The organism is Rhodovulum sp. YNF3179 (genome assembly GCF_050586465.1).
Classification (GTDB): domain Bacteria; phylum Pseudomonadota; class Alphaproteobacteria; order Rhodobacterales; family Rhodobacteraceae; genus CAJXYS01.
On record NZ_JBOCEG010000005.1, the window covers coordinates 29992 to 47267 of the forward strand.

The window sequence follows — 17276 nt, forward strand, 5'->3', positions numbered from 1 at the left end:
CGGGCCTTTCCCGTTTCAGACCGCGAGGCGGCGCAGCGGGCCGACAAGCGCCTCGGCGGCGACCCGGTGGGCCTCGGGGGGAAGGACCTGCATCGCGGCGGTGCGCTCGGCGTCGGCGAAGACCATGCCCGCGGGCACCCGGTCCGCCGGCATGCGCGGCACGACGCATTCGACATAGTCCGAGACCAGGGGGCGCATCTCGTCCACCATTGCCCGCGTGATGAACAGCGGATCGCCGCCCAGGCCCTGCCGCGGCATCACCGCATCCGGCCAGCGGGTCGAGAGCCAGAGCAGAACCGTCGGCGTCTCGATCCGCCCGAGCAGCACCCGCATCCGGGCGATCCAGGCGGTGCGCAACTCGGCCAGGACGGTCACGAACTGATCCGGGTCACGCCCGCGCAGCACCCCGAGCAAATGCCGGGTGAAGTGGAAATCCGCGAAATCGACCCGCGGGTAAAGCGACTGGAGCCCGGCCCCCGCCCGGATGAACCGGTCATTCCGTCGGGGATGGACGGTATAGTACCTGTTCGACTGGTTATGCGCGCCCATCACGGCGACCACGGTCACCACCGCCCGCCCCGCCACGCGCTGGACCTCGGGATCGTTGAGGAACCGGTCGAGACCCGCATTGACGCAGCCGAGATTCACGCAGCCGATCCCCAGGGAGTTGCGCAGCAACGCCGGATAGGGCCGCCTGATGAACTTGCCATGTGTCTCCGTCGCGCCGATGAAGGCGCAGTAAGGCCCGTCGCGCGACAGGCGCCCGCCAGGCCCGGTCAGGGACCGCTCCGTGGCCGCGCCGCCGGAAAACCGGTTGAACATCGATTCCACCCCTTTCTCACCCGGGGAGGAGCATTCCCCACGCGTCTTTCCGAAGCCTTAAGACCTGTATTTGCGTCAAATCCCGGGTAGTCTTCCGACTTGAACCCGCTTGGCCGCACTGCATATGGTGCGGCTCAGATCAGCGCTGCGGAGAACAGGATGGAAATCAAGAAGGTCGGCGTCGTCGGGGCGGGACAGATGGGCAACGGGATCGCCCATGTCTTTGCCGCGGCAGGGTATGACGTGCTGATGCATGACATTTCCGAGGACGCGCTCGACAAGGCCATGGGCATCATCAGGAAGAATCTCTCCCGACAGGTTCAGCGCGAGAAGCTGTCCGAGGCGGATATGAACGCCGCGCTCGAGCACATCGCGACAACCACGACCCTGTCGGATCTCGGGCCGAGCGACCTGATCATCGAGGCCGCGACAGAACGCGAATCGGTCAAGACCGCGATCTTCGAGGATCTTCTGCCGCATCTGAAGCCCGACACGATCCTGACCTCGAACACGTCCTCGATCTCGATCACCCGGCTTGCCAGCCGCACGGATCGCCCCGGCAAGTTCATGGGCTTCCATTTCATGAACCCGGTGCCGGTGATGCAGCTGGTCGAACTGATCCGCGGCATCGCGACGGACCGCGAGACCTACGACGTCCTTCTCGGCGTGGTCGAGAAGCTCGGCAAGACCGCCGCGAGCGCCGAGGACTTCCCCGCCTTCATCGTCAACCGCATCCTGATGCCGATGATCAACGAGGCGGTCTACACGCTCTACGAGGGCGTGGGCAGCGTGGAGTCGATCGACCAGTCGATGAAGCTGGGGGCCAACCACCCGATGGGGCCGCTGGAGCTGGCCGATTTCATCGGGCTCGACACCTGCCTCGCGATCATGAACGTCCTGCATGACGGCCTGGCCGACACGAAGTACCGGCCCTGCCCGCTCTTGACGAAATACGTCGAGGCCGGCTGGCTCGGCCGCAAGACCGAGCGCGGCTTCTACGACTATCGCGGCGAGACGCCGGTGCCGACGCGCTGAGGATCAGTCCTCGCGCAGCGCCAGCGTGAGGTCGCGCAAATGCGCCATGAACCCGCGCGGGTTCCCGGCCCAGGGCGCGATCTCGTCGCGCCCGATCGGCCGTCCGATCACCGGTTTCTGCGGCTTTCGGCGCGCATGGGCGATCTCGTGCAGAAGCAGCCCCTGCCGCAGGGTAAGCGACACCTGGTGCGCCATCTGGAACCAGCGGCTGTTCTGGCCCGGGAAATAGATCGGCAGAACCTGCGCATCGCTCTTCAGGATCATCTTCGCGGTGAAGGGCAGCCAGTCCGATTCCAAGGCATCCTCGAACCAGCCCGGCGCGGTGGCGACGCCGCCGGCCGGGAACAGGATGATGACGCCGCCCTCGGCCAGATGTTCCATCGCGCGCTTGCGCATCTCGATATTCATGCGGGCGGCATCGGGTTCGTGCGGGAAGCTGACCGGCAGCATGTGGTACTGGATCTCGGGCACGTTGGTCAGCAGAGAGCGGGTCAGGATCTTGAAATCGCTGCGCACGCGGCCGACGAGTTCGGCCAGCACCATGCCGTCTACCAGACCATGCGGATGGTTGGCGACCACGACCAGCGGCCCGGTTTCGGGGATCTGCGCGATCTGCGCATCGGGGGTCTGCAGGTCGATCTCGAGCAGGTCCAGCGCCTTGCCCCAGAAGCTCTGCCCCGGCTTGCGGCCCGTCCTCTCGAACTTCCGCACCAGCCGCAGCAGCGTCAGCTTGCCGGTCATCCATTCGACCGCGCGGATCGTGTTGGCCTTCAGCGGGTTCGTGAAGGTTCCGGCATAGGAGAGGTTGCGCCCGTCGTAAGGCTCGTAATTGGCCGCCTCAAGGGCGGGCTCGGGGGCCCATTCGGCGGTGTCGGGCTCGGTGTCGGGCTTCATGCGGTTCCGCCTAGGGTTCAGAAATCCTCGCCGAAGCGATCCGCCACGAGGGTTTCGAGGGCATCGGCCAGCGCGGCGGCCTCGGGGCCATGGGTCCGGACCTCAATAATGCTTCCCTTGTCGGCTGCCAACATCAAAAGGCCCATGATGGAATCCCCCGAGGCCGACATGCCGTCCTTGGCCACCTCGGCACCGGCATCGAAGCGCTCGACGGTTTCGACGAACTTGGCCGAGGCACGCGCGTGCAGGCCCTTCTCGTTCACGATTTTCAGCTGGCGCGTCACCGTTCCCATTCCTATCCCGGCAGCCCGTCGAAGCTGTCGATGTATTTCCGGCCCGCCTCCATCGCCGTGGCGACCGCGTCGGTCACGGACATGCCCCGCGACTTGGCCAGCTTGATGAGCATGGGAAGGTTCGCACCGTAGAGAATCTTGCGGTCGTCCGGGGCGCAGGCCCGGAGCGACAGGTTCGACGGCGAGCCGCCGAACATGTCGGTCACCACGATGACGCCGTCGCCGGTATCCACCGCGTCGGCCGCGTCGCAGATCTCCGCCTGCTTCGTCAGGCGGTCATGATCTTCCTCTATGGAGATCGCCCTGATGCCGGGCTGCTGGCCCACGACGTGCTCGACCGCGGAAAGATACTCCTTGGCCAGGCCCCCATGCGCCACGATGACGATCCCGATCAACCGCTGTCACCTTGTACCTTGATGCTGCGCGCCCCCCGCACGCCGTTCGAGTTCACGGTGCCTTATAGACACTTGCCACCCCGCCTGTGCAAGCGTATTTGCCAGCTTTTCAGCGATGGCGACCGATCTGTGTTGCCCGCCGGTGCACCCCAGCGCGACCGTGAGATGGCTTTTTCCCTCGTCGCGATAGGCCGGCAGCAGCGACGCGACGAGCCCGGACATCCGTTCGAAGAAGTCGGCGAATCTCGTGTCCTTCTCGATATAGGCGGCGACCGGGGCGTCGCGCCCGTCGAGGCCGCGCAGGTCCTCTTCCCAGTGCGGGTTGTTCAGGAACCGGCAGTCGAAGACCAGGTCGGCCCCGCGCGGCACGCCCCGCTTGTAGGAAAAGGACTGCACCGACACGGCCAGCCGCTGCCCGCGTTCGGCACCGAACCAGCGGCCCATTTCCGCGCGCAGGTCATGGGGCGACATCTCGGTCGTGTCGACCAGCAGATCCGCCCTGTCGCGCACCGGGCGCAGGATCTCGAACTCGCGCTCGATACCGACGCCCGGCGCCTCGGCCGGGGCAAGCGGGTGGCGCCGCCGGGTTTCCGAGAACCGGCGCAGCAGCGTATCGGCGTCGCAGTCGACATAGATGAGCTGGGCCAGAACCGCGGGGTTCCGGGCAAGCCGATCCATGGTCTCGACCAGCCGGGCGGTTTCGAAATCGCGGTTCCGGGCATCGACGCCCAGCGCCAGCGGGCGATCGAGCGGCGGCCCGGCGAGAAGGCGCGGCAGCAGGGAAAGCGGCAGGTTGTCGATGGCCTCGAACCCGAGATCCTCGAGCGCCCGGATCGCGGTGGTCCGGCCCGCACCGGACGGGCCGGTGACGATGACCAGTTCCTGTTCCACCTGCGCATTGGTCCGGTCCGGGCCGGTCATGGTCAGTCGCTCCTTCCGTACAGGAGATAATGTCGAAGAGCGGCCGGGAAATGACCCCCCTGCTGCCCGGATATCACTTCGACGTGATGGCCGAATACCGGAATCGTCTCGGGTTCCGGCAGGCGGGCCGGCGGCCCGCGATCCATGTCGACCACCAGCGCGAGCGGCGCCTCGGTGATCGCACCGGCGTTGAGAATGCCGATGCCGCGCGCTTCGATGCGCCCGCGGATGGTGTCGGGCGCGCTCAGCCAGGGCCGCCCATCGCGAAGCGCGACCACGGTCCGGTCGTCGGCGATCAGCACGCCCCCGAGCGCCAGCAGGGCAAGCGCGAGCGTGGATTTTCCGCTGCCCGCCGCACCGCGGATCAGGACGCCGCGGCCGTCGACGGCCACGGAACTGGCATGCAGGATATCGCGCGGGGCGTCCGGACTCACACCGGCAGGCCGACGACGAAGCGCGCGCCCAGCGGCTCCGAGGTCGGATCGGCATCGGTGGGTCTGATGTTCTCGGCCCAGATCACGCCGCCATGCGCCTCGACGATCTGCTTGGAGATCGCCAGACCCAGCCCGGAATGATTCCCGAACTGGGTCTCCGGGCGTTCCGAGTAGAACCGGGTGAAGATCTTGGTCAGCGCGCTTTCGGGGATACCCGGACCGGTATCCTCGACCACGACGAGCACGCGGTTCTCGCGGCGCCGTGCCCAGACCCGAACCGCGTCGCCTTCTTCGCAGAAGGAAATGGCATTCGTCAGCAGGTTGACGAAGACCTGCGCCAGCCGCGCCTCGAGCCCCTGGATCACGATGGGTCGGTCCGGCAGGTCCGCGATGAACTCGACGCCTTCCTGCGCCGCCTCGGTCGCGTGGTAGCTTGCCAGCGAGCGGAGCAGTTTCAGCAGGTCGAAGGAGTCCATCTCTTCCTTGACCAGCTCGCTGTCGAGCCGCGAGGCCGCCGAGATGTCGGAAACCAGCCGGTCGAGGCGGCGCACGTCATGCTCGATCACGTCGAGGAGGCGGCCGCGCTGGGATTCGTTGCGCGCGACCCGCATCGTGTCGACGGCAGAGCGCAGCGAGGACAGCGGGTTCTTGAGCTCGTGGCTGACATCGGCCGCGAACTGCTCGTTGGCCTCGATCCGGTCATAGAGGGCGGTGACCATGCCGCGCAGCGCGCTCGAGAGCCGGCCGATCTCGTCCGGGCGGGCCGACAGATCGGGGATGCGCACCCGGTGCGGGCTCATCTTGCGGGCGTTCTTGTCGCGCCCAAGCTCGGCGGCGGCGGCCAGGTCGCTCAGCGGGTTGGCGATGGTCGAGGCGAGAACCAGCGACAGCCCGATCGAGACCATGATCGCGATCACGAACATCTGCAGGACCTGCTCGCGCTCGAGCCGGACGAGGTGGTCGATCTCTCCGGCGGCGGTGGTCAGCGCCACAGCGCCCACGACGCGGTCGCCCTGCTGGATCGGGGCGGCCACGGCGAAGACGCTGTTGCCTTCGGTGTCGCGGGCGTTCCGGACCTCGGTCCGGCCACCGAGGGCCGCGTCGATCAGCGTCCGGGCCATGTCCTCGGAATTGACCTCGGACCCGGTGGGGCCGTCCGCCGAGACAAGGCGCGCCAGCGCCTCCCATACGGTATTGAGGAAATCGGTGATGACGGTGCTGCCATCCCCCGGCAGCGTGTCGCCCAGCAGGTCCGGCGGGGGGCGGTTCGGCAGCTCGGCCGAGGCGGCGACCAGCGTCTCGTTCGTGTCGAAGACGAAAACCTCGACCCCGTGCAAAAGGGGCAGGTTCCCGAGCGTCTGGGTGGGCGAGATCCCGTCGGCGGCCTGGAAGGAAACCGGACCGAAGCGGGGCAGCTGGGCCTCGAAGATATCGGAGATCAGCCGCGCCTCGGTGACGAGCGCACGCTCGCGCTGAAGCACGAGGCTGTCGCGGAACGGGTTGAGATAGAGCACCCCCACCACCAGGATGATGAGGGCCAGGACGTTGAAGGTGACGATCTTGCGCGCCAGCGGCGAGCGGTTGAGCGCGACCCAGGTCCGCTTCGCGCGCTTCTCGCGCATCTCGTCCTCGACGCGCTCACCGGAGCCTTCCCAATCCTCGCCGAGGACGATGTCGGCATCCTCGAGCGTCTCGGTCTCGTCAACGTCGAAGCGCGAGGATACGCTCATTCCTCGTTATACCTGTATCCGATGCCGTAGAGCGTCTCGATCGCCGAGAAGTCGTCGTCGACCGACCGCATCTTCTTGCGGAGCCGCTTGATGTGGCTGTCGATGGTGCGGTCGTCGACATAGACCTGGTCGTCATAGGCGACGTCCATCAGCTGATCGCGGCTCTTGACGAAGCCGGGGCGCTGCGCAAGCGCCTGCAGCAGGAGAAACTCGGTCACCGTCAGCGACACGTTCCGTCCCTTCCAGGTCACGGTGTGGCGCAGCGGGTCCATGACCAGGTGGCCGCGGGTCATGACCTTCGCCTCCTCGGGGGGCTCGCCGCCATCGTTGGCGATCGCCTCCTGGCGGCGCAGCAGCGCGCGGATTCGTTCCACGAGCAGCCGCTGCGAGAAGGGCTTGCGCACGTAGTCGTCGGCCCCCATCCGAAGGCCCAGCACCTCGTCGATCTCGTCGTCCTTCGACGTCAGGAAGATCACCGGCATCGAGGTTTTCTGCCGCAGACGCTGCAGCAGGTCCATTCCGTCCATCCGGGGCATCTTGATGTCGAGGACGGCCATGTCGGGCAGCTTGCGGTTGAACGCGTCCAGCGCCGACTGCCCGTCGTTGTAGGTCTCCACCTCGAAGCCTTCGGCCTCGAGCGTGATGGCGACCGATGTCAGGATGTTCCGATCATCGTCGACCAATGCGATCGTTGACATGAAGCCATTCCTTGTTCTGCTCGCTCTGCCTCATTTTTTCCTTATTTTCCGTCTTACGCGGCGAGGAATCAATAATTTAGTTGCGAATCAGGGTAGGAACGCGGGGTGAATACACCCGATTCGGGTTAACCTATGACTAATTTGCCGCAGGCAGAGCTTCGCCAGCGCGAAAGAAATGGAAAGATGCGCCCTGTTTCCCTTTTGCCCGGGCATGCTATACGGGCGATGTTCCAGTCATTCGGAACAGCAGAGCGGCGCGGAATTGGCCCTTCGCGTCAAGACGTCAGTTGAAAGCCGGCGCAACGGATGCCGGCTGTCAGGAGCTTGCAGATGACAGAAGGACGCGTGAATCCAACCCAGTCGTTGGAAGCCCAGGGCATGTCGGAGCTGGGCACCGTCTATTACAACCTCATCGAGCCAGATCTCGTCTCCGAAGCGGTCCGCCGCGGCGAGGGAACGCTTGGCCAGGGCGGCACCCTTCTCGTGACCACCGGCAAGCACACCGGGCGCTCGCCAAGGGACAAGTTCGTGGTCGAGACCGCGAACGTCGCCGGCGACATCTGGTGGGAGAACAACGCGCCCATGGCGCCGGACGCCTTCGACCGGCTGCATGACGACATGATCGCGCACATGAAGGGCCGCGACTATTTCGTACAGGATCTCTATGCCGGCGCCGACCCGACGCACCGTCTCGACGTGCGCGTGGTGACGGAACTCGCCTGGCACGGGCTCTTCATCCGCCACCTGCTGCGCCGTCCCGAACGCGCCGAACTCGACGGGTTCGTGCCGGAATTCACCATCATCAACTGCCCGTCCTTCTCGGCCGATCCCGACCGCCATGGCTGCCGCAGCGAGACCGTGATCGCGCTGAACTTCGAGAAGAACATGATCCTGATCGGCGGGAGCCAATACGCCGGCGAGAACAAGAAATCGGTCTTCTCGGCGCTGAACTACCTGCTGCCGGAAAAGGGCGTCATGCCGATGCACTGCTCGGCCAATCACGCCCCGGACAACCCGGCCGACACGGCGGTGTTCTTCGGCCTGTCCGGCACCGGCAAGACGACGCTTTCGGCCGATCCGGCGCGCGTCCTGATCGGCGACGACGAGCACGGCTGGTCGGAGCGCGGCACGTTCAACTTCGAGGGCGGCTGCTACGCCAAGACCATCAGCCTCAGCGCCGAGGCCGAGCCCGAGATCTATGCCACGACGCAGAAATTCGCGACCGTGATCGAGAACATGGTCTACGATCCCGAGACCAAGGATCTCGACTTCGAGGATGACTCGCTGACGGCGAACATGCGCTGCGCCTACCCGCTGCACTACATCTCGAACGCCTCCGACACGGCGCTTGGCGGGCATCCGCGCAACATCATCATGCTGACCTGCGACGCCTTCGGCGTGCTGCCCCCGATCGCGCGGTTGACCCCGGCGCAGGCGATGTATCACTTCCTGTCGGGCTTCACCTCGAAGGTGGCCGGCACCGAGCGCGGCGTGACCGAACCCGAGCCGACCTTCTCCACCTGTTTCGGCGCTCCCTTCATGCCGCGCCGGCCCGAGGTCTACGGCAAGCTTCTGCGCGACAAGATCGCCCGCCACGGCGCGACCTGCTGGCTGGTCAATACCGGCTGGACCGGCGGCGCCTACGGCACCGGCTCGCGGATGCCGATCAAGGCCACCCGCGCGCTGCTGTCGGCGGCGCTCGACGGCTCTCTGGCCGATGCCACGTTCCGCAAGGATCCGAATTTCGGGTTCGAGGTTCCGATCGAGGTCGAGGACGTGGCCGATATCCTGCTCGACCCGCGCCGGACCTGGGAAGACCAGGGCGCCTATGACGCGCAGGCCCGTAAGCTGGTGCAGATGTTCGCCGACAACTTCGCGCAGTACGAGGCCCATATCGACGACGACGTGAAGGCCGTGGCGATCGGCTGACGGCCGGCGCCCCCGCAGCCCGGCGGGGGCCCTCTAGCCGAGGAAGGCGCGGCGGATCAGGTTCAGCCCGGCGACCGCCAGGACGATCAGCATGACCCGGCGGAACACCACGATGTCGATCCGGTCATGCAGCCGGAACCCGACCCATAGCCCCGCCAGCCCCGGCAGGATCAGCAGCGCCGAAAACGGGATTGTGGCTGCATTCAGGATGCCGGAGTTCAGATGGGCGACGGCCAGGAAAAACGACCCCAGCAGGTAGCACACGCCCTGTGCCCGCACCAGTTCGGCCTTCGGCATGTCGAGCGACAGGAAATAGGCGACGACCGCCGGCCCCCAGCTGCCCGACACCCCGCCGAAGAATCCCGCGATCAAGGCCGCGGCAATTTCGCTCAGCCGGCGGTACCGCACCGGGAAGACGAGCTTGCGGCCCGAAAGCTCGATCAGCGCGTAGCTGAGCACCGGGATCCCCATCAATGCGTAGAACAGCTCTTTCGGCAACGCGGTCACGGTCTGGGCCACGACGAGGATCGTCGCCACCAGGATCAGGTTCAGGCGCCAGAAATCCCGGAAGGTCGACAGCGCCGCCGCCAGGCCACCCTTCAGAGACTGCGCGACATTGGTCACCAGGGTCGGCAGGATCAGCCCCGCCAGCGCCAGTTCCGGCGACAGGAAGGAGCCGAGTCCGCTGAGGATGATCATCGGCATCGCGAAACCGACGACCCCCTTCACCACGCCGGCCAGAACGGCCACGAGCAGCGCCAGGCCGAGCATCGAGGGGTCCGTGACGGCCAGTCCGCTCATGCGGCGGTCCGACCATTGACGGCGACAGCTGCAGGGACATATTTGTGCGCTGGAAAATCAGGAACGGCAGTTTTATTGCGCTGCATGTGCGAAACCGATATAGGCGGTGCAGCATAACCGAGACAGGAGGGCCGACTCGTGCCGCATGATGGACAGGACAAGCAGATGACTGCCGGGAAGGCAAGCGAGGGGGCGCTTCTGCCCGACCTGCTGAAACTGACCGGTGCGGCCATCGCCCCCGCCGAAACGCTGCTGGACCGCGCCACCGAAGGGCTGCGCGCGGAGGTGAGCGAGGGTGACCGGGTCTCGGGCCGGCTGCTGGAGGAAAACCAGGTCGCGGCGCACGGGCTGGCCTGGCTGGCCACCTACGTGGAATCGCTGCGCCAGATGCAGGGCTGGGCCGAACGGCTGGAGGCCGAGGGCCGGTTCGGCGAGATCGAGCAGCTGATCCACCAGATCGCCTTCGGCGAGTATCTCTGGCAGATCTATGGCGGCATCCCGATGAGCCAGGGCGAGATCCTGCGCCCGCAGGACATCGGCCTGACCCAGGATGACCAGCGCCTGCTGACGACGCCCGAGGTGATGGCCCTCACCCAGGCGGGCAACACCGCGGCCGCGCGCGCCCGGCTCGTCGCACTGATGCAGGACCAGACGGCGAATGCGACCTTCGGCGCCTCGGGACTCGACGAGGAACTCGAGATGATCCGCGAGCAGTTCCGCCGCTTCTCCGATGACCGGATCGCCCCGCATGCCCATGAGTGGCACCTGAAGGACGAGCTGATCCCGATGGAGATCATCACCGAGATGGCCGAACTCGGCGTCTTCGGGCTGACGATCCCGGAAGAATACGGCGGGCTGGGCCTGTCCAAGGCGTCGATGTGCGTCGTCTCCGAGGAACTGTCGCGCGGCTATATCGGCGTGGGCTCGCTCGGGACCCGCTCCGAGATCGCGGCGGAGCTTATCCTGTGCGGCGGCACCGAAGAGCAGAAGACGCGGTGGCTGCCGGGGATTGCCAGCGCGGAAATCCTGCCGACGGCGGTCTTCACCGAACCCAATACCGGCTCGGACCTCGGCAGCCTGCGCACCCGCGCGGTCAAGGACGGCGACGATTACCTCGTGACCGGCAACAAGACCTGGATCACGCATGCCGCGCGGACCCATGTCATGACGCTTCTGGCGCGGACCGATCCGCAGACCAGCGATTACAAGGGACTCAGCATGTTCCTGGCCGAGAAGACGCCGGGCGACGACGCGCACCCCTTCCCCGATGACGGGATCAGCGGCGGCGAGATCGAAGTGCTCGGCTATCGCGGGATGAAGGAATACGAGCTCGGCTTCGACGGGTTCCGCGTGAAGGGCGACAACCTGCTCGGCGGCGCGGAGGGCCAGGGCTTCAAGCAGCTGATGCAGACCTTCGAGTCGGCGCGCATCCAGACCGCCGCGCGCGCCGTCGGCGTGGCGCAGTCGGCGCTCGACGTGGGCCTGCGCTACGCGCTCGACCGCAAGCAGTTCGGCAAGCCGCTGATCGCTTTCCCGCGTGTCGCGGGCAAGCTGGCAATGATGGCCGTCGAGATCATGGTGGCGCGCCAGCTCACCTATTTCTCGGCCCGCGAGAAGGACGAGGAGCGGCGCTGCGACCTCGAGGCCGGGATGGCCAAGCTCCTGGGCGCCCGCGTGGCCTGGGCGGCGGCCGACAACGCCCTCCAGATCCATGGCGGCAACGGCTTCGCGCTGGAATACCCGGTCAGCCGGATCCTGGCGGACTCGCGCATCCTCAACATCTTCGAGGGTGCGGCAGAGATCCAGGCACAGGTCATCGCGCGCCGCCTGCTCGGCTGAGGCCCCTAGCGCGCGCCGCCCGCGGCGCGTCGTTCCATCAGTCGGGCGAAGCGGTGGCGTGCCTCGGGCAGCGGGCGCTCGCCCAGCGCCGGCGCAAGCCACGTGTCGAGGAAATGCCCCGTCATCCGCAGCCCCGCCGCGACATCGCCCGTGCGCGCGGGCGCCCCGAAGAGACAGCCGGGCAGGGGCAGGAGCTTCTCCGCCCAGTCCCCGGCCCCGGCGGCGCTGACCGCGCGGCCGGATTTCGGCGACACGTAGATCAGGCCCTCCGTCGCCCCGGTGACCGCGCAGGCCGTCAGGTCGGGGCCGAAGCCCATCTCCTCCAGCAGCGCCAGTTCCCAGCGCAGGTAGTCCACCGTCCAGTCCCGCGTCTCACCAAGCGCGTCGAGGAGTGCGCAGCTGCGCAGGTAGAGCGCCGGATGCGGCGCGCGTTCGGGCAGGGTGAAGGCCAGCAGCGCACAGACCGACGCCAGCGCCGAGAGCGCGGCGCGGTCGCCCATGACCCGCCCGGCGCGCATCTTGACCGGCTCGGCCCGGTAGCTGCCGATATGGTCCTCCAGCCGGGCGCGCCAGTCGAGCGCGAGCTGTGTGCCCGGCTGCAGGGCCGGCGCCATCCTGCGCGAGGTCGCGCCGCGCAGCAGCCCCGCGTGGCGGCCGTGCCCGGCGGTGAAGACCTCCAGGATCGCGGAGGTCTCGCCATGCTTCCGGGTCGTCAGCAGGATGCCTTCGTCACGCCATTCCATGGATCAGCGCTAGCCGGAAAGGCCCGGCTCGTCCAGAAGGTGGCGCCCGGCGCGGTCCTCGATCTCGACGACCCAGAGATCGGGGTCGAACCCCTTCTGCCGGGCGACGGCCGCATCGACGCCGGCCTCGTCCCCCTCGGCCAGCACCACCCAGGCACGGTCGCCGGTCATCAGGTCGAAACTGCGCTGATAGGCGGTTGCCCGCCCGTCCAGCGTGGCGAGTTTCACCAGCACCGCGCCCGCCGTCGGGTCGCCCTTCTCGGCGATGAAGGCGGGGATACCCGCCTGCTGCAGCCGCGCGAGATAGGCGCGGACCCAGAAATCGGCGGTGAGCCGGGCGCTCATGCGCCCCCGTCGTTGAAATCGAGGCCCATCTCGGCGTAGCGCTCGGCCTCTTCCAGCCAGCCGGGCCGAACCTTGACCTGCAGGAAAAGATGGACCTTGCGTCCGAGGAATTCCTCGAGTTCGGCCCGGGCCGCCTGGCCGACGGCCTTGATCGTCTCGCCACGGTGGCCAAGGACGATGCCCTTGTGGCCGTCACGCGCGACGTAGACGACCTGGTCGATACGGGTCGAGCCGTCCTTGCGGTCTTCCCAACTCTCGGTCTCGACGGTCAGCTGGTAGGGCAGTTCCTGGTGCAGCCGGAGCGTCAGTTTCTCGCGCGTGATCTCGGCCGCGATCATCCGCATCGGCAGATCGGCGATCTGGTCCTCGGGATAGAGCCACGGGCCTTCCGGCATCTCCTGGGCCAGCCAGCGGCGCAGGTCGTCGACCCCGTGGCCTTTCTCGGCCGAAATCATGAAGGTCTCGGCGAAGTCGAACCGCGCGTTGAGCGCCTGTGTCAGCTCCAGCAGCGCCGGCGCCTTCACCCGGTCGATCTTGTTGATCGCGAGCGCCACGCTGCGCCCCTGCCCGATCTCCTGCAGCCGCTCGAGGATCGCCTCGACGCCCGGCGTGATGCCACGATGCGCCTCGATCATGAGCACGACCACGTCGGCATCCGCCGCCCCGCCCCAGGCGGCGGCGACCATGGCCCGATCGAGCCGCCGGCGCGGCGCGAACAGGCCCGGCGTGTCCACGAAAACGATCTGGCTGTCCCCCTCGATCGCAACGCCCCGGATGCGCGCGCGGGTCGTTTGCACCTTGTGGGTCACGATGGACACCTTGGCGCCGACCATGCGGTTGAGCAGCGTGGATTTGCCGGCGTTCGGCTCGCCGATCAGGGCGACGAAGCCCGCGCGTGTCGTCTCAGCCATGCGTGGCCTCCATACGGTCCAGAAGCGCGCGGGCGGCGGCCTGCTGCGCCTGGCGCTTCGAAGGGGCGGCGGCGCTTTCGGCCTCGCCGGTGTCGAGCCGGGCCTCGATCGTGAACACCGGCGCATGGTCGGGGCCGCTGCGCTCCAGCTCGGTATAGACCGGCGGCTTCTGGCCGCGCGCCTGCGCCCATTCCTGCAACGCGGTCTTGGGGTCGCGCGCATCGGCCTCGACCCGCGCGATCCGGTCGCCCCACAGCCGCAGCACCAGAGCCTTGGCCGCGGCGAAGCCACCGTCGAGGTAGACCGCGGCGATCACCGCCTCCATCGCGTCGGCCAGCAGCGCCTCCTTGCGGCGGCCACCGGACATCATCTCGGACCGGCCGAGTTTCAGCACCGCGCCCAGCTCGAAGGCCTGGGCCACCTCGGCACAGGTCTCCTTGCGCACGAGGGTGTTGAAGCGCGGCGCAAGCAGCCCCTCGGGCGCCTCCGGGTCATGTTCCAGCAGCGCCTCGGCCATGACCAGCCCCAGCACCCGGTCGCCGAGGAATTCCAGCCGCTGGTTGTCGGGCCGCGCCGGCGTCGAGATCGAGGCATGCGTCACCGCCTCGGCCAGCAGTTCCGGCCTGTGAAAGTCATGCCCGATCCGGCGGGCGAAGGCCTGGAGTTCGGCGGAAAGCTTCACTCGATCCCCTCGAAGAACCGGTCCGCGCGCCAGGTCCAGAAGGCCAGCATCGAGCTGCCCGCCGAAGAGAACATGACCCGGTCGGCCCGGCCGATCAGGTTCTCGAAGGGCACCATGCCGACGCCCCCCACGGCCTGCGCGAAGCGGCTGTCCTGGCTGTTGTCGCGGTTGTCGCCCATGAAGAAGTAATGCCCCTCGGGCACCTCGAAGACCGGCGTGTCGTCGCCGAAGCCGCCCGTCTCGATATTCAGCACCGCGTGTTCGGCGCCGTTGGGAAGCGTCTCGATGAAACGCGGCTTCACGCATTCCCCACCCAGGCCCACCGGCGCGTTGGCGCAGCGCGGCATGTGGCCCACGGGACCCTGGCGCTCGAAGGTTTCCACGAACTCGCCGGCCGGGGTCAGCGGCACCTGCGCGTCATTGAGGAACAGGACCCCGTTGCGCATCTGCACGGTATCGCCGGGCAGCCCGATCAGCCGCTTGATGAAATCGCTTCCGTTGACCGGGTGGCGAAACACCACCACGTCGCCGCGCTCGGGCTCGGAGGCGAGGATACGGCCCGGGATCGGGCAGAGCGACCAGGGGCAGGAATGCTGCGAATAGCCGTAGGCCATCTTGTTGACGAAGAGGAAATCGCCGATCAGCAGCGTGTCCTTCATCGAACCCGACGGAATCCAGAACGGCTGGAAGAACAGCGTCCGGATCACCCCCGCCAGGAGCAGCGCGTAGACCACGGTCTTGACCGTCTCCATCAGCCCGCCCTGGGCCTTTTCCTTGGTCGTCATGGGGTATCCTGCCTGTTCATGTCCCGGGCTTCATGATCGCTGGGCGGGGGGGAGTCAAGTTTCCGCGGCACGGGGTGTGCCGGACGGGCGGCGGCCCTCCGACGGGCGCGCCTCGATCACCACGAAGGCCTGCGCCCAGGGATGATCGTCGGTCAGCGTGACGTGGATGATCGCCTCGTGGCCGGGCGGCGTCATCTCGGCCAGCCGATCGGCGGCCCAGCCGGTCACATGCATCACGGGCTGGCCCGTCTCGAGGTTGCTGACCGCCATGTCCTTCCAGGCGATCCCCATCCGCAACCCGGTGCCGAGCGCCTTGGAACACGCTTCCTTGGCGGCCCAGCGCTTGGCGTAGGTTCCGGGCGTGTCGGCGCGGCGCTCCGCCTTGCGCTGCTCGGTCTCGGTGAAGACCCGCCTGCGGAAGCGGTCGCCGAAACGGTCGAGCGTGCGCTCGATCCGCTCGATATTGGCGAGGTCGGTGCCGATGCCGAGGATCATCGCCGCCCCCTCAGCCAGACGCGGGGCCGGGCATCACCGGCCCTCCGGGAAGGCCTCGGCGCGGGCCGAGTCCATCAGCCGGCGCATCTCGCCGATCGCGTCGGGAAGCCCCCGGAATATCGCCTCGCCGATCAGGAAATGCCCGATATTGAGCTCCATCACCTCGGGCAGGGCCGCGACCGGCGTCACGGTATCGTAGGTCAGACCATGCCCGGCATGAACCTCGAGCCCCAGCTCGTGGGCAAAGGCCGACATCGCGCGCAGCCGTTCAAGCTCCGCGTCGCGGTCGTCGAACCGGCCCTCGGCATGGGCGTCGCAATAGGCGCCGGTATGCAGTTCGATCACCGCGGCGCCGATCCGGGCGGCGGCCTCGATCTGCGCGGGGTCGGCGGCGATGAAGATCGACACCCGGCAGCCGGCCTCTGCCAGCGGGGCGATGAAATGCGCCAGGCGGTTCTCGTCCTGCGCCACTTCGAGCCCGCCCTCGGTGGTGCGTTCCTCGCGGCGCTCCGGCACGATGCAGACCGCGTGCGGGCGGTGGCGCAGGGCGATGGCCTGCATCTCGTCGGTCGCGGCCATCTCGAAATTGAGCGGCACGGTCAGCCCGGCCGTCAGCGACTCGATATCGGCATCGCCGATATGGCGCCGGTCCTCGCGCAGATGCGCGGTGATGCCGTCAGCGCCGGCCTCCTCGGCGAGGAGCGCGGCGCGCAGCGGGTCGGGATAGGCCCCGCCGCGCGCGTTGCGCACCGTGGCCACATGGTCGATGTTCACGCCGAGGCGCAGCCGTCCGAGGGGTTTGTCCAGGGGCATTCCGTTTCGTCCGTCCGTTTGCATTCGCGCCGGAGACTACGCCGCGCCGTCCGGGCCGTCAGCCTTTTTCGGCGCGGTGATGGCGCGCATCTCTTCCCATTTCTTGCGCAGCTTCTTGCGGCGGTGCGCCTGGTAGGCCGCGATCACCGGCTGGCTGAGGAAATACGCCGCGATGCCCGCGGCCAGCCCCGGCAGCAGCCCCCCCAGGAGATAGGGCAGGAAGACGCTGTCGAAGAACCCGCCGAGGCTTTCCCAGTGAGGCGTGTCCATGGTGAAGAGCGCCTTGAGATTGCGCCAGAGTTCCACCGAGGCATCGCCGAAGGCACGCACCGTGTCGCGCACCGGCAGAACCGCCGTGCGACCCATGAGCGTGTTGCCGACCTCGAGGCTGACCGTCGCGATCACCGGGAAGGTCAGCGGGTTGCCGAAAAACGTGGCGAGGAGCGAGGCCAGGATGTTTCCGCGCAGCGCCGCGGCAACCATCGCGGCGAGGACGAAATGAAAGCCGAAAAAGGGCGTGAAACTCACGAAGACGCCGGCCGCGATCCCGCGCGAGATCTTGTGCGGCGAGTCGGGCAGCCGCCGCAGCCGATGGGCCACGTAGCTTGCCGCGCGTGTCCAGCCGCCGCGCGGATAAAAGAAATCCGCTACGATCTTGAGCCAGTTCCGGCTGTCGCGCCGCTTGAACACGCTGTCGTCCTCTTTTCGCGA

The 17276-nt window shown here is 67.5% G+C and carries 20 protein-coding genes; 3 read left to right on the forward strand and 17 right to left on the reverse strand.

The window, feature by feature from the left end:
* Positions 1–15: 15 nt before the first annotated feature.
* A complete protein-coding gene (locus ACQ5SP_RS09885) occupies positions 16–822 on the reverse strand; it encodes a DUF6473 family protein (protein WP_430938202.1) in 807 nt (268 codons plus the stop codon).
* A 159-nt stretch (positions 823–981) separates the two neighbouring features.
* Between ACQ5SP_RS09885 and ACQ5SP_RS09890 the strand changes: the two genes are divergently transcribed.
* Complete coding sequence (locus tag ACQ5SP_RS09890) at positions 982–1857, forward strand: 3-hydroxybutyryl-CoA dehydrogenase (protein WP_430938203.1); 876 nt, start codon at positions 982–984, stop codon at positions 1855–1857.
* Positions 1858–1860: 3 nt separating this feature from the next.
* Here ACQ5SP_RS09890 and ACQ5SP_RS09895 read toward each other — a convergent pair whose 3' ends face one another.
* The 7 genes from ACQ5SP_RS09895 to ACQ5SP_RS09925 are packed head-to-tail and all read right to left on the reverse strand — an operon-like array spanning position 1861 to position 7222.
* Positions 1861–2751, reverse strand: a complete 891-nt coding sequence (locus ACQ5SP_RS09895) for a lysophospholipid acyltransferase family protein (RefSeq protein ID WP_430938204.1) — start codon at positions 2749–2751, stop codon at positions 1861–1863.
* Between the two features lie 17 nt (positions 2752–2768).
* Complete coding sequence (locus ACQ5SP_RS09900; RefSeq protein WP_430938205.1) at positions 2769–3044, reverse strand: HPr family phosphocarrier protein; 276 nt, start codon at positions 3042–3044, stop codon at positions 2769–2771.
* A 2-nt stretch (positions 3045–3046) separates the two neighbouring features.
* Entirely contained in the window at positions 3047–3439 is a 393-nt protein-coding gene (locus tag ACQ5SP_RS09905; RefSeq protein WP_430938206.1) for a PTS sugar transporter subunit IIA, read from the reverse strand.
* 6 nt (positions 3440–3445) lie between these two features.
* Positions 3446–4360 carry an RNase adapter RapZ gene (gene rapZ / locus ACQ5SP_RS09910; protein WP_430938207.1) on the reverse strand — a complete coding sequence of 305 codons (915 nt, stop codon included), beginning with the start codon at positions 4358–4360 and terminating at the stop codon, positions 3446–3448.
* Positions 4361–4362: 2 nt separating this feature from the next.
* Complete coding sequence (locus ACQ5SP_RS09915; RefSeq protein WP_430938208.1) at positions 4363–4794, reverse strand: HPr kinase/phosphorylase; 432 nt, start codon at positions 4792–4794, stop codon at positions 4363–4365.
* The gene (locus ACQ5SP_RS09920) at positions 4791–6524 is read right to left on the reverse strand and encodes a sensor N-terminal transmembrane domain-containing protein (RefSeq protein ID WP_430938209.1); all 1734 of its coding nucleotides are present in this window, start codon (positions 6522–6524) and stop codon (positions 4791–4793) included. Before ACQ5SP_RS09920 ends, ACQ5SP_RS09915 begins: the two co-directional genes overlap by 4 nt.
* Entirely contained in the window at positions 6521–7222 is a 702-nt protein-coding gene (locus ACQ5SP_RS09925) for a response regulator transcription factor (protein ID WP_430938210.1), read from the reverse strand. Before ACQ5SP_RS09925 ends, ACQ5SP_RS09920 begins: the two co-directional genes overlap by 4 nt.
* A 330-nt stretch (positions 7223–7552) precedes the next feature.
* Between ACQ5SP_RS09925 and ACQ5SP_RS09930 the strand changes: the two genes are divergently transcribed.
* Entirely contained in the window at positions 7553–9151 is a 1599-nt protein-coding gene (locus ACQ5SP_RS09930; RefSeq protein ID WP_430938211.1) for a phosphoenolpyruvate carboxykinase, read from the forward strand.
* Positions 9152–9184: 33 nt separating this feature from the next.
* Here ACQ5SP_RS09930 and ACQ5SP_RS09935 read toward each other — a convergent pair whose 3' ends face one another.
* The gene (locus tag ACQ5SP_RS09935; protein ID WP_430938212.1) at positions 9185–9952 is read right to left on the reverse strand and encodes a sulfite exporter TauE/SafE family protein; all 768 of its coding nucleotides are present in this window, start codon (positions 9950–9952) and stop codon (positions 9185–9187) included.
* A 138-nt stretch (positions 9953–10090) separates the two neighbouring features.
* Between ACQ5SP_RS09935 and ACQ5SP_RS09940 the strand changes: the two genes are divergently transcribed.
* Complete coding sequence (locus tag ACQ5SP_RS09940; protein ID WP_430938213.1) at positions 10091–11791, forward strand: acyl-CoA dehydrogenase family protein; 1701 nt, start codon at positions 10091–10093, stop codon at positions 11789–11791.
* Between the two features lie 5 nt (positions 11792–11796).
* On the opposite strand, the gene recO is transcribed toward ACQ5SP_RS09940, so the two are convergent.
* The 8 genes from recO to ACQ5SP_RS09980 are packed head-to-tail and all read right to left on the reverse strand — an operon-like array spanning position 11797 to position 17255.
* Positions 11797–12534 carry a DNA repair protein RecO gene (gene recO / locus ACQ5SP_RS09945; protein ID WP_430938214.1) on the reverse strand — a complete coding sequence of 246 codons (738 nt, stop codon included), beginning with the start codon at positions 12532–12534 and terminating at the stop codon, positions 11797–11799.
* 9 nt (positions 12535–12543) lie between these two features.
* The gene (locus ACQ5SP_RS09950; RefSeq protein WP_430938215.1) at positions 12544–12879 is read right to left on the reverse strand and encodes a DUF1491 family protein; all 336 of its coding nucleotides are present in this window, start codon (positions 12877–12879) and stop codon (positions 12544–12546) included.
* On the reverse strand, positions 12876–13790 hold the full coding sequence (era, locus tag ACQ5SP_RS09955; RefSeq protein ID WP_430938216.1) for a GTPase Era: 915 nt from the start codon (positions 13788–13790) through the stop codon (positions 12876–12878). The genes ACQ5SP_RS09950 and era overlap by 4 nt, the downstream gene beginning before the upstream one ends.
* Positions 13783–14472 carry a ribonuclease III gene (rnc, locus tag ACQ5SP_RS09960; RefSeq protein WP_430938217.1) on the reverse strand — a complete coding sequence of 230 codons (690 nt, stop codon included), beginning with the start codon at positions 14470–14472 and terminating at the stop codon, positions 13783–13785. Before rnc ends, era begins: the two co-directional genes overlap by 8 nt.
* Positions 14469–15257, reverse strand: a complete 789-nt coding sequence (gene lepB, locus ACQ5SP_RS09965; protein WP_430938218.1) for a signal peptidase I — start codon at positions 15255–15257, stop codon at positions 14469–14471. The genes rnc and lepB overlap by 4 nt, the downstream gene beginning before the upstream one ends.
* Positions 15258–15311: 54 nt before the next feature.
* Positions 15312–15752 (reverse strand): holo-ACP synthase, encoded by a 441-nt coding sequence (acpS, locus tag ACQ5SP_RS09970; RefSeq protein WP_430938219.1) that lies wholly within the window; start codon positions 15750–15752, stop codon positions 15312–15314.
* Positions 15753–15785: 33 nt separating this feature from the next.
* The gene (locus ACQ5SP_RS09975; RefSeq protein ID WP_430938220.1) at positions 15786–16565 is read right to left on the reverse strand and encodes a pyridoxine 5'-phosphate synthase; all 780 of its coding nucleotides are present in this window, start codon (positions 16563–16565) and stop codon (positions 15786–15788) included.
* Positions 16566–16601: 36 nt separating this feature from the next.
* Positions 16602–17255: a DUF2062 domain-containing protein gene (locus tag ACQ5SP_RS09980; protein ID WP_430938221.1), complete on the reverse strand. Its 654-nt coding sequence runs from the start codon at positions 17253–17255 to the stop codon at positions 16602–16604.
* Between the last annotated feature and the right edge of the window lie 21 nt (positions 17256–17276).

Bases quoted from the DNA above. Each gene is read 5' to 3' on its own strand.
- ACQ5SP_RS09885 (WP_430938202.1), bottom strand. From the start codon at position 822: ATGTTCAACCGGTTTTCCGGCGGCGCGGCCACGGAGCGGTCCCTGACC.
- ACQ5SP_RS09890 (WP_430938203.1), top strand. From the start codon at position 982: ATGGAAATCAAGAAGGTCGGCGTCGTCGGGGCGGGACAGATGGGCAAC.
- ACQ5SP_RS09895 (WP_430938204.1), bottom strand. From the start codon at position 2,751: ATGAAGCCCGACACCGAGCCCGACACCGCCGAATGGGCCCCCGAGCCC.
- ACQ5SP_RS09900 (WP_430938205.1), bottom strand. From the start codon at position 3,044: ATGGGAACGGTGACGCGCCAGCTGAAAATCGTGAACGAGAAGGGCCTG.
- rapZ (WP_430938207.1), bottom strand. From the start codon at position 4,360: ATGACCGGCCCGGACCGGACCAATGCGCAGGTGGAACAGGAACTGGTC.
- ACQ5SP_RS09920 (WP_430938209.1), bottom strand. From the start codon at position 6,524: ATGAGCGTATCCTCGCGCTTCGACGTTGACGAGACCGAGACGCTCGAG.
- ACQ5SP_RS09925 (WP_430938210.1), bottom strand. From the start codon at position 7,222: ATGTCAACGATCGCATTGGTCGACGATGATCGGAACATCCTGACATCG.
- ACQ5SP_RS09930 (WP_430938211.1), top strand. From the start codon at position 7,553: ATGACAGAAGGACGCGTGAATCCAACCCAGTCGTTGGAAGCCCAGGGC.
- ACQ5SP_RS09935 (WP_430938212.1), bottom strand. From the start codon at position 9,952: ATGAGCGGACTGGCCGTCACGGACCCCTCGATGCTCGGCCTGGCGCTG.
- recO (WP_430938214.1), bottom strand. From the start codon at position 12,534: ATGGAATGGCGTGACGAAGGCATCCTGCTGACGACCCGGAAGCATGGC.
- ACQ5SP_RS09950 (WP_430938215.1), bottom strand. From the start codon at position 12,879: ATGAGCGCCCGGCTCACCGCCGATTTCTGGGTCCGCGCCTATCTCGCG.
- era (WP_430938216.1), bottom strand. From the start codon at position 13,790: ATGGCTGAGACGACACGCGCGGGCTTCGTCGCCCTGATCGGCGAGCCG.
- lepB (WP_430938218.1), bottom strand. From the start codon at position 15,257: ATGACGACCAAGGAAAAGGCCCAGGGCGGGCTGATGGAGACGGTCAAG.
- acpS (WP_430938219.1), bottom strand. From the start codon at position 15,752: ATGATCCTCGGCATCGGCACCGACCTCGCCAATATCGAGCGGATCGAG.
- ACQ5SP_RS09975 (WP_430938220.1), bottom strand. From the start codon at position 16,565: ATGCCCCTGGACAAACCCCTCGGACGGCTGCGCCTCGGCGTGAACATC.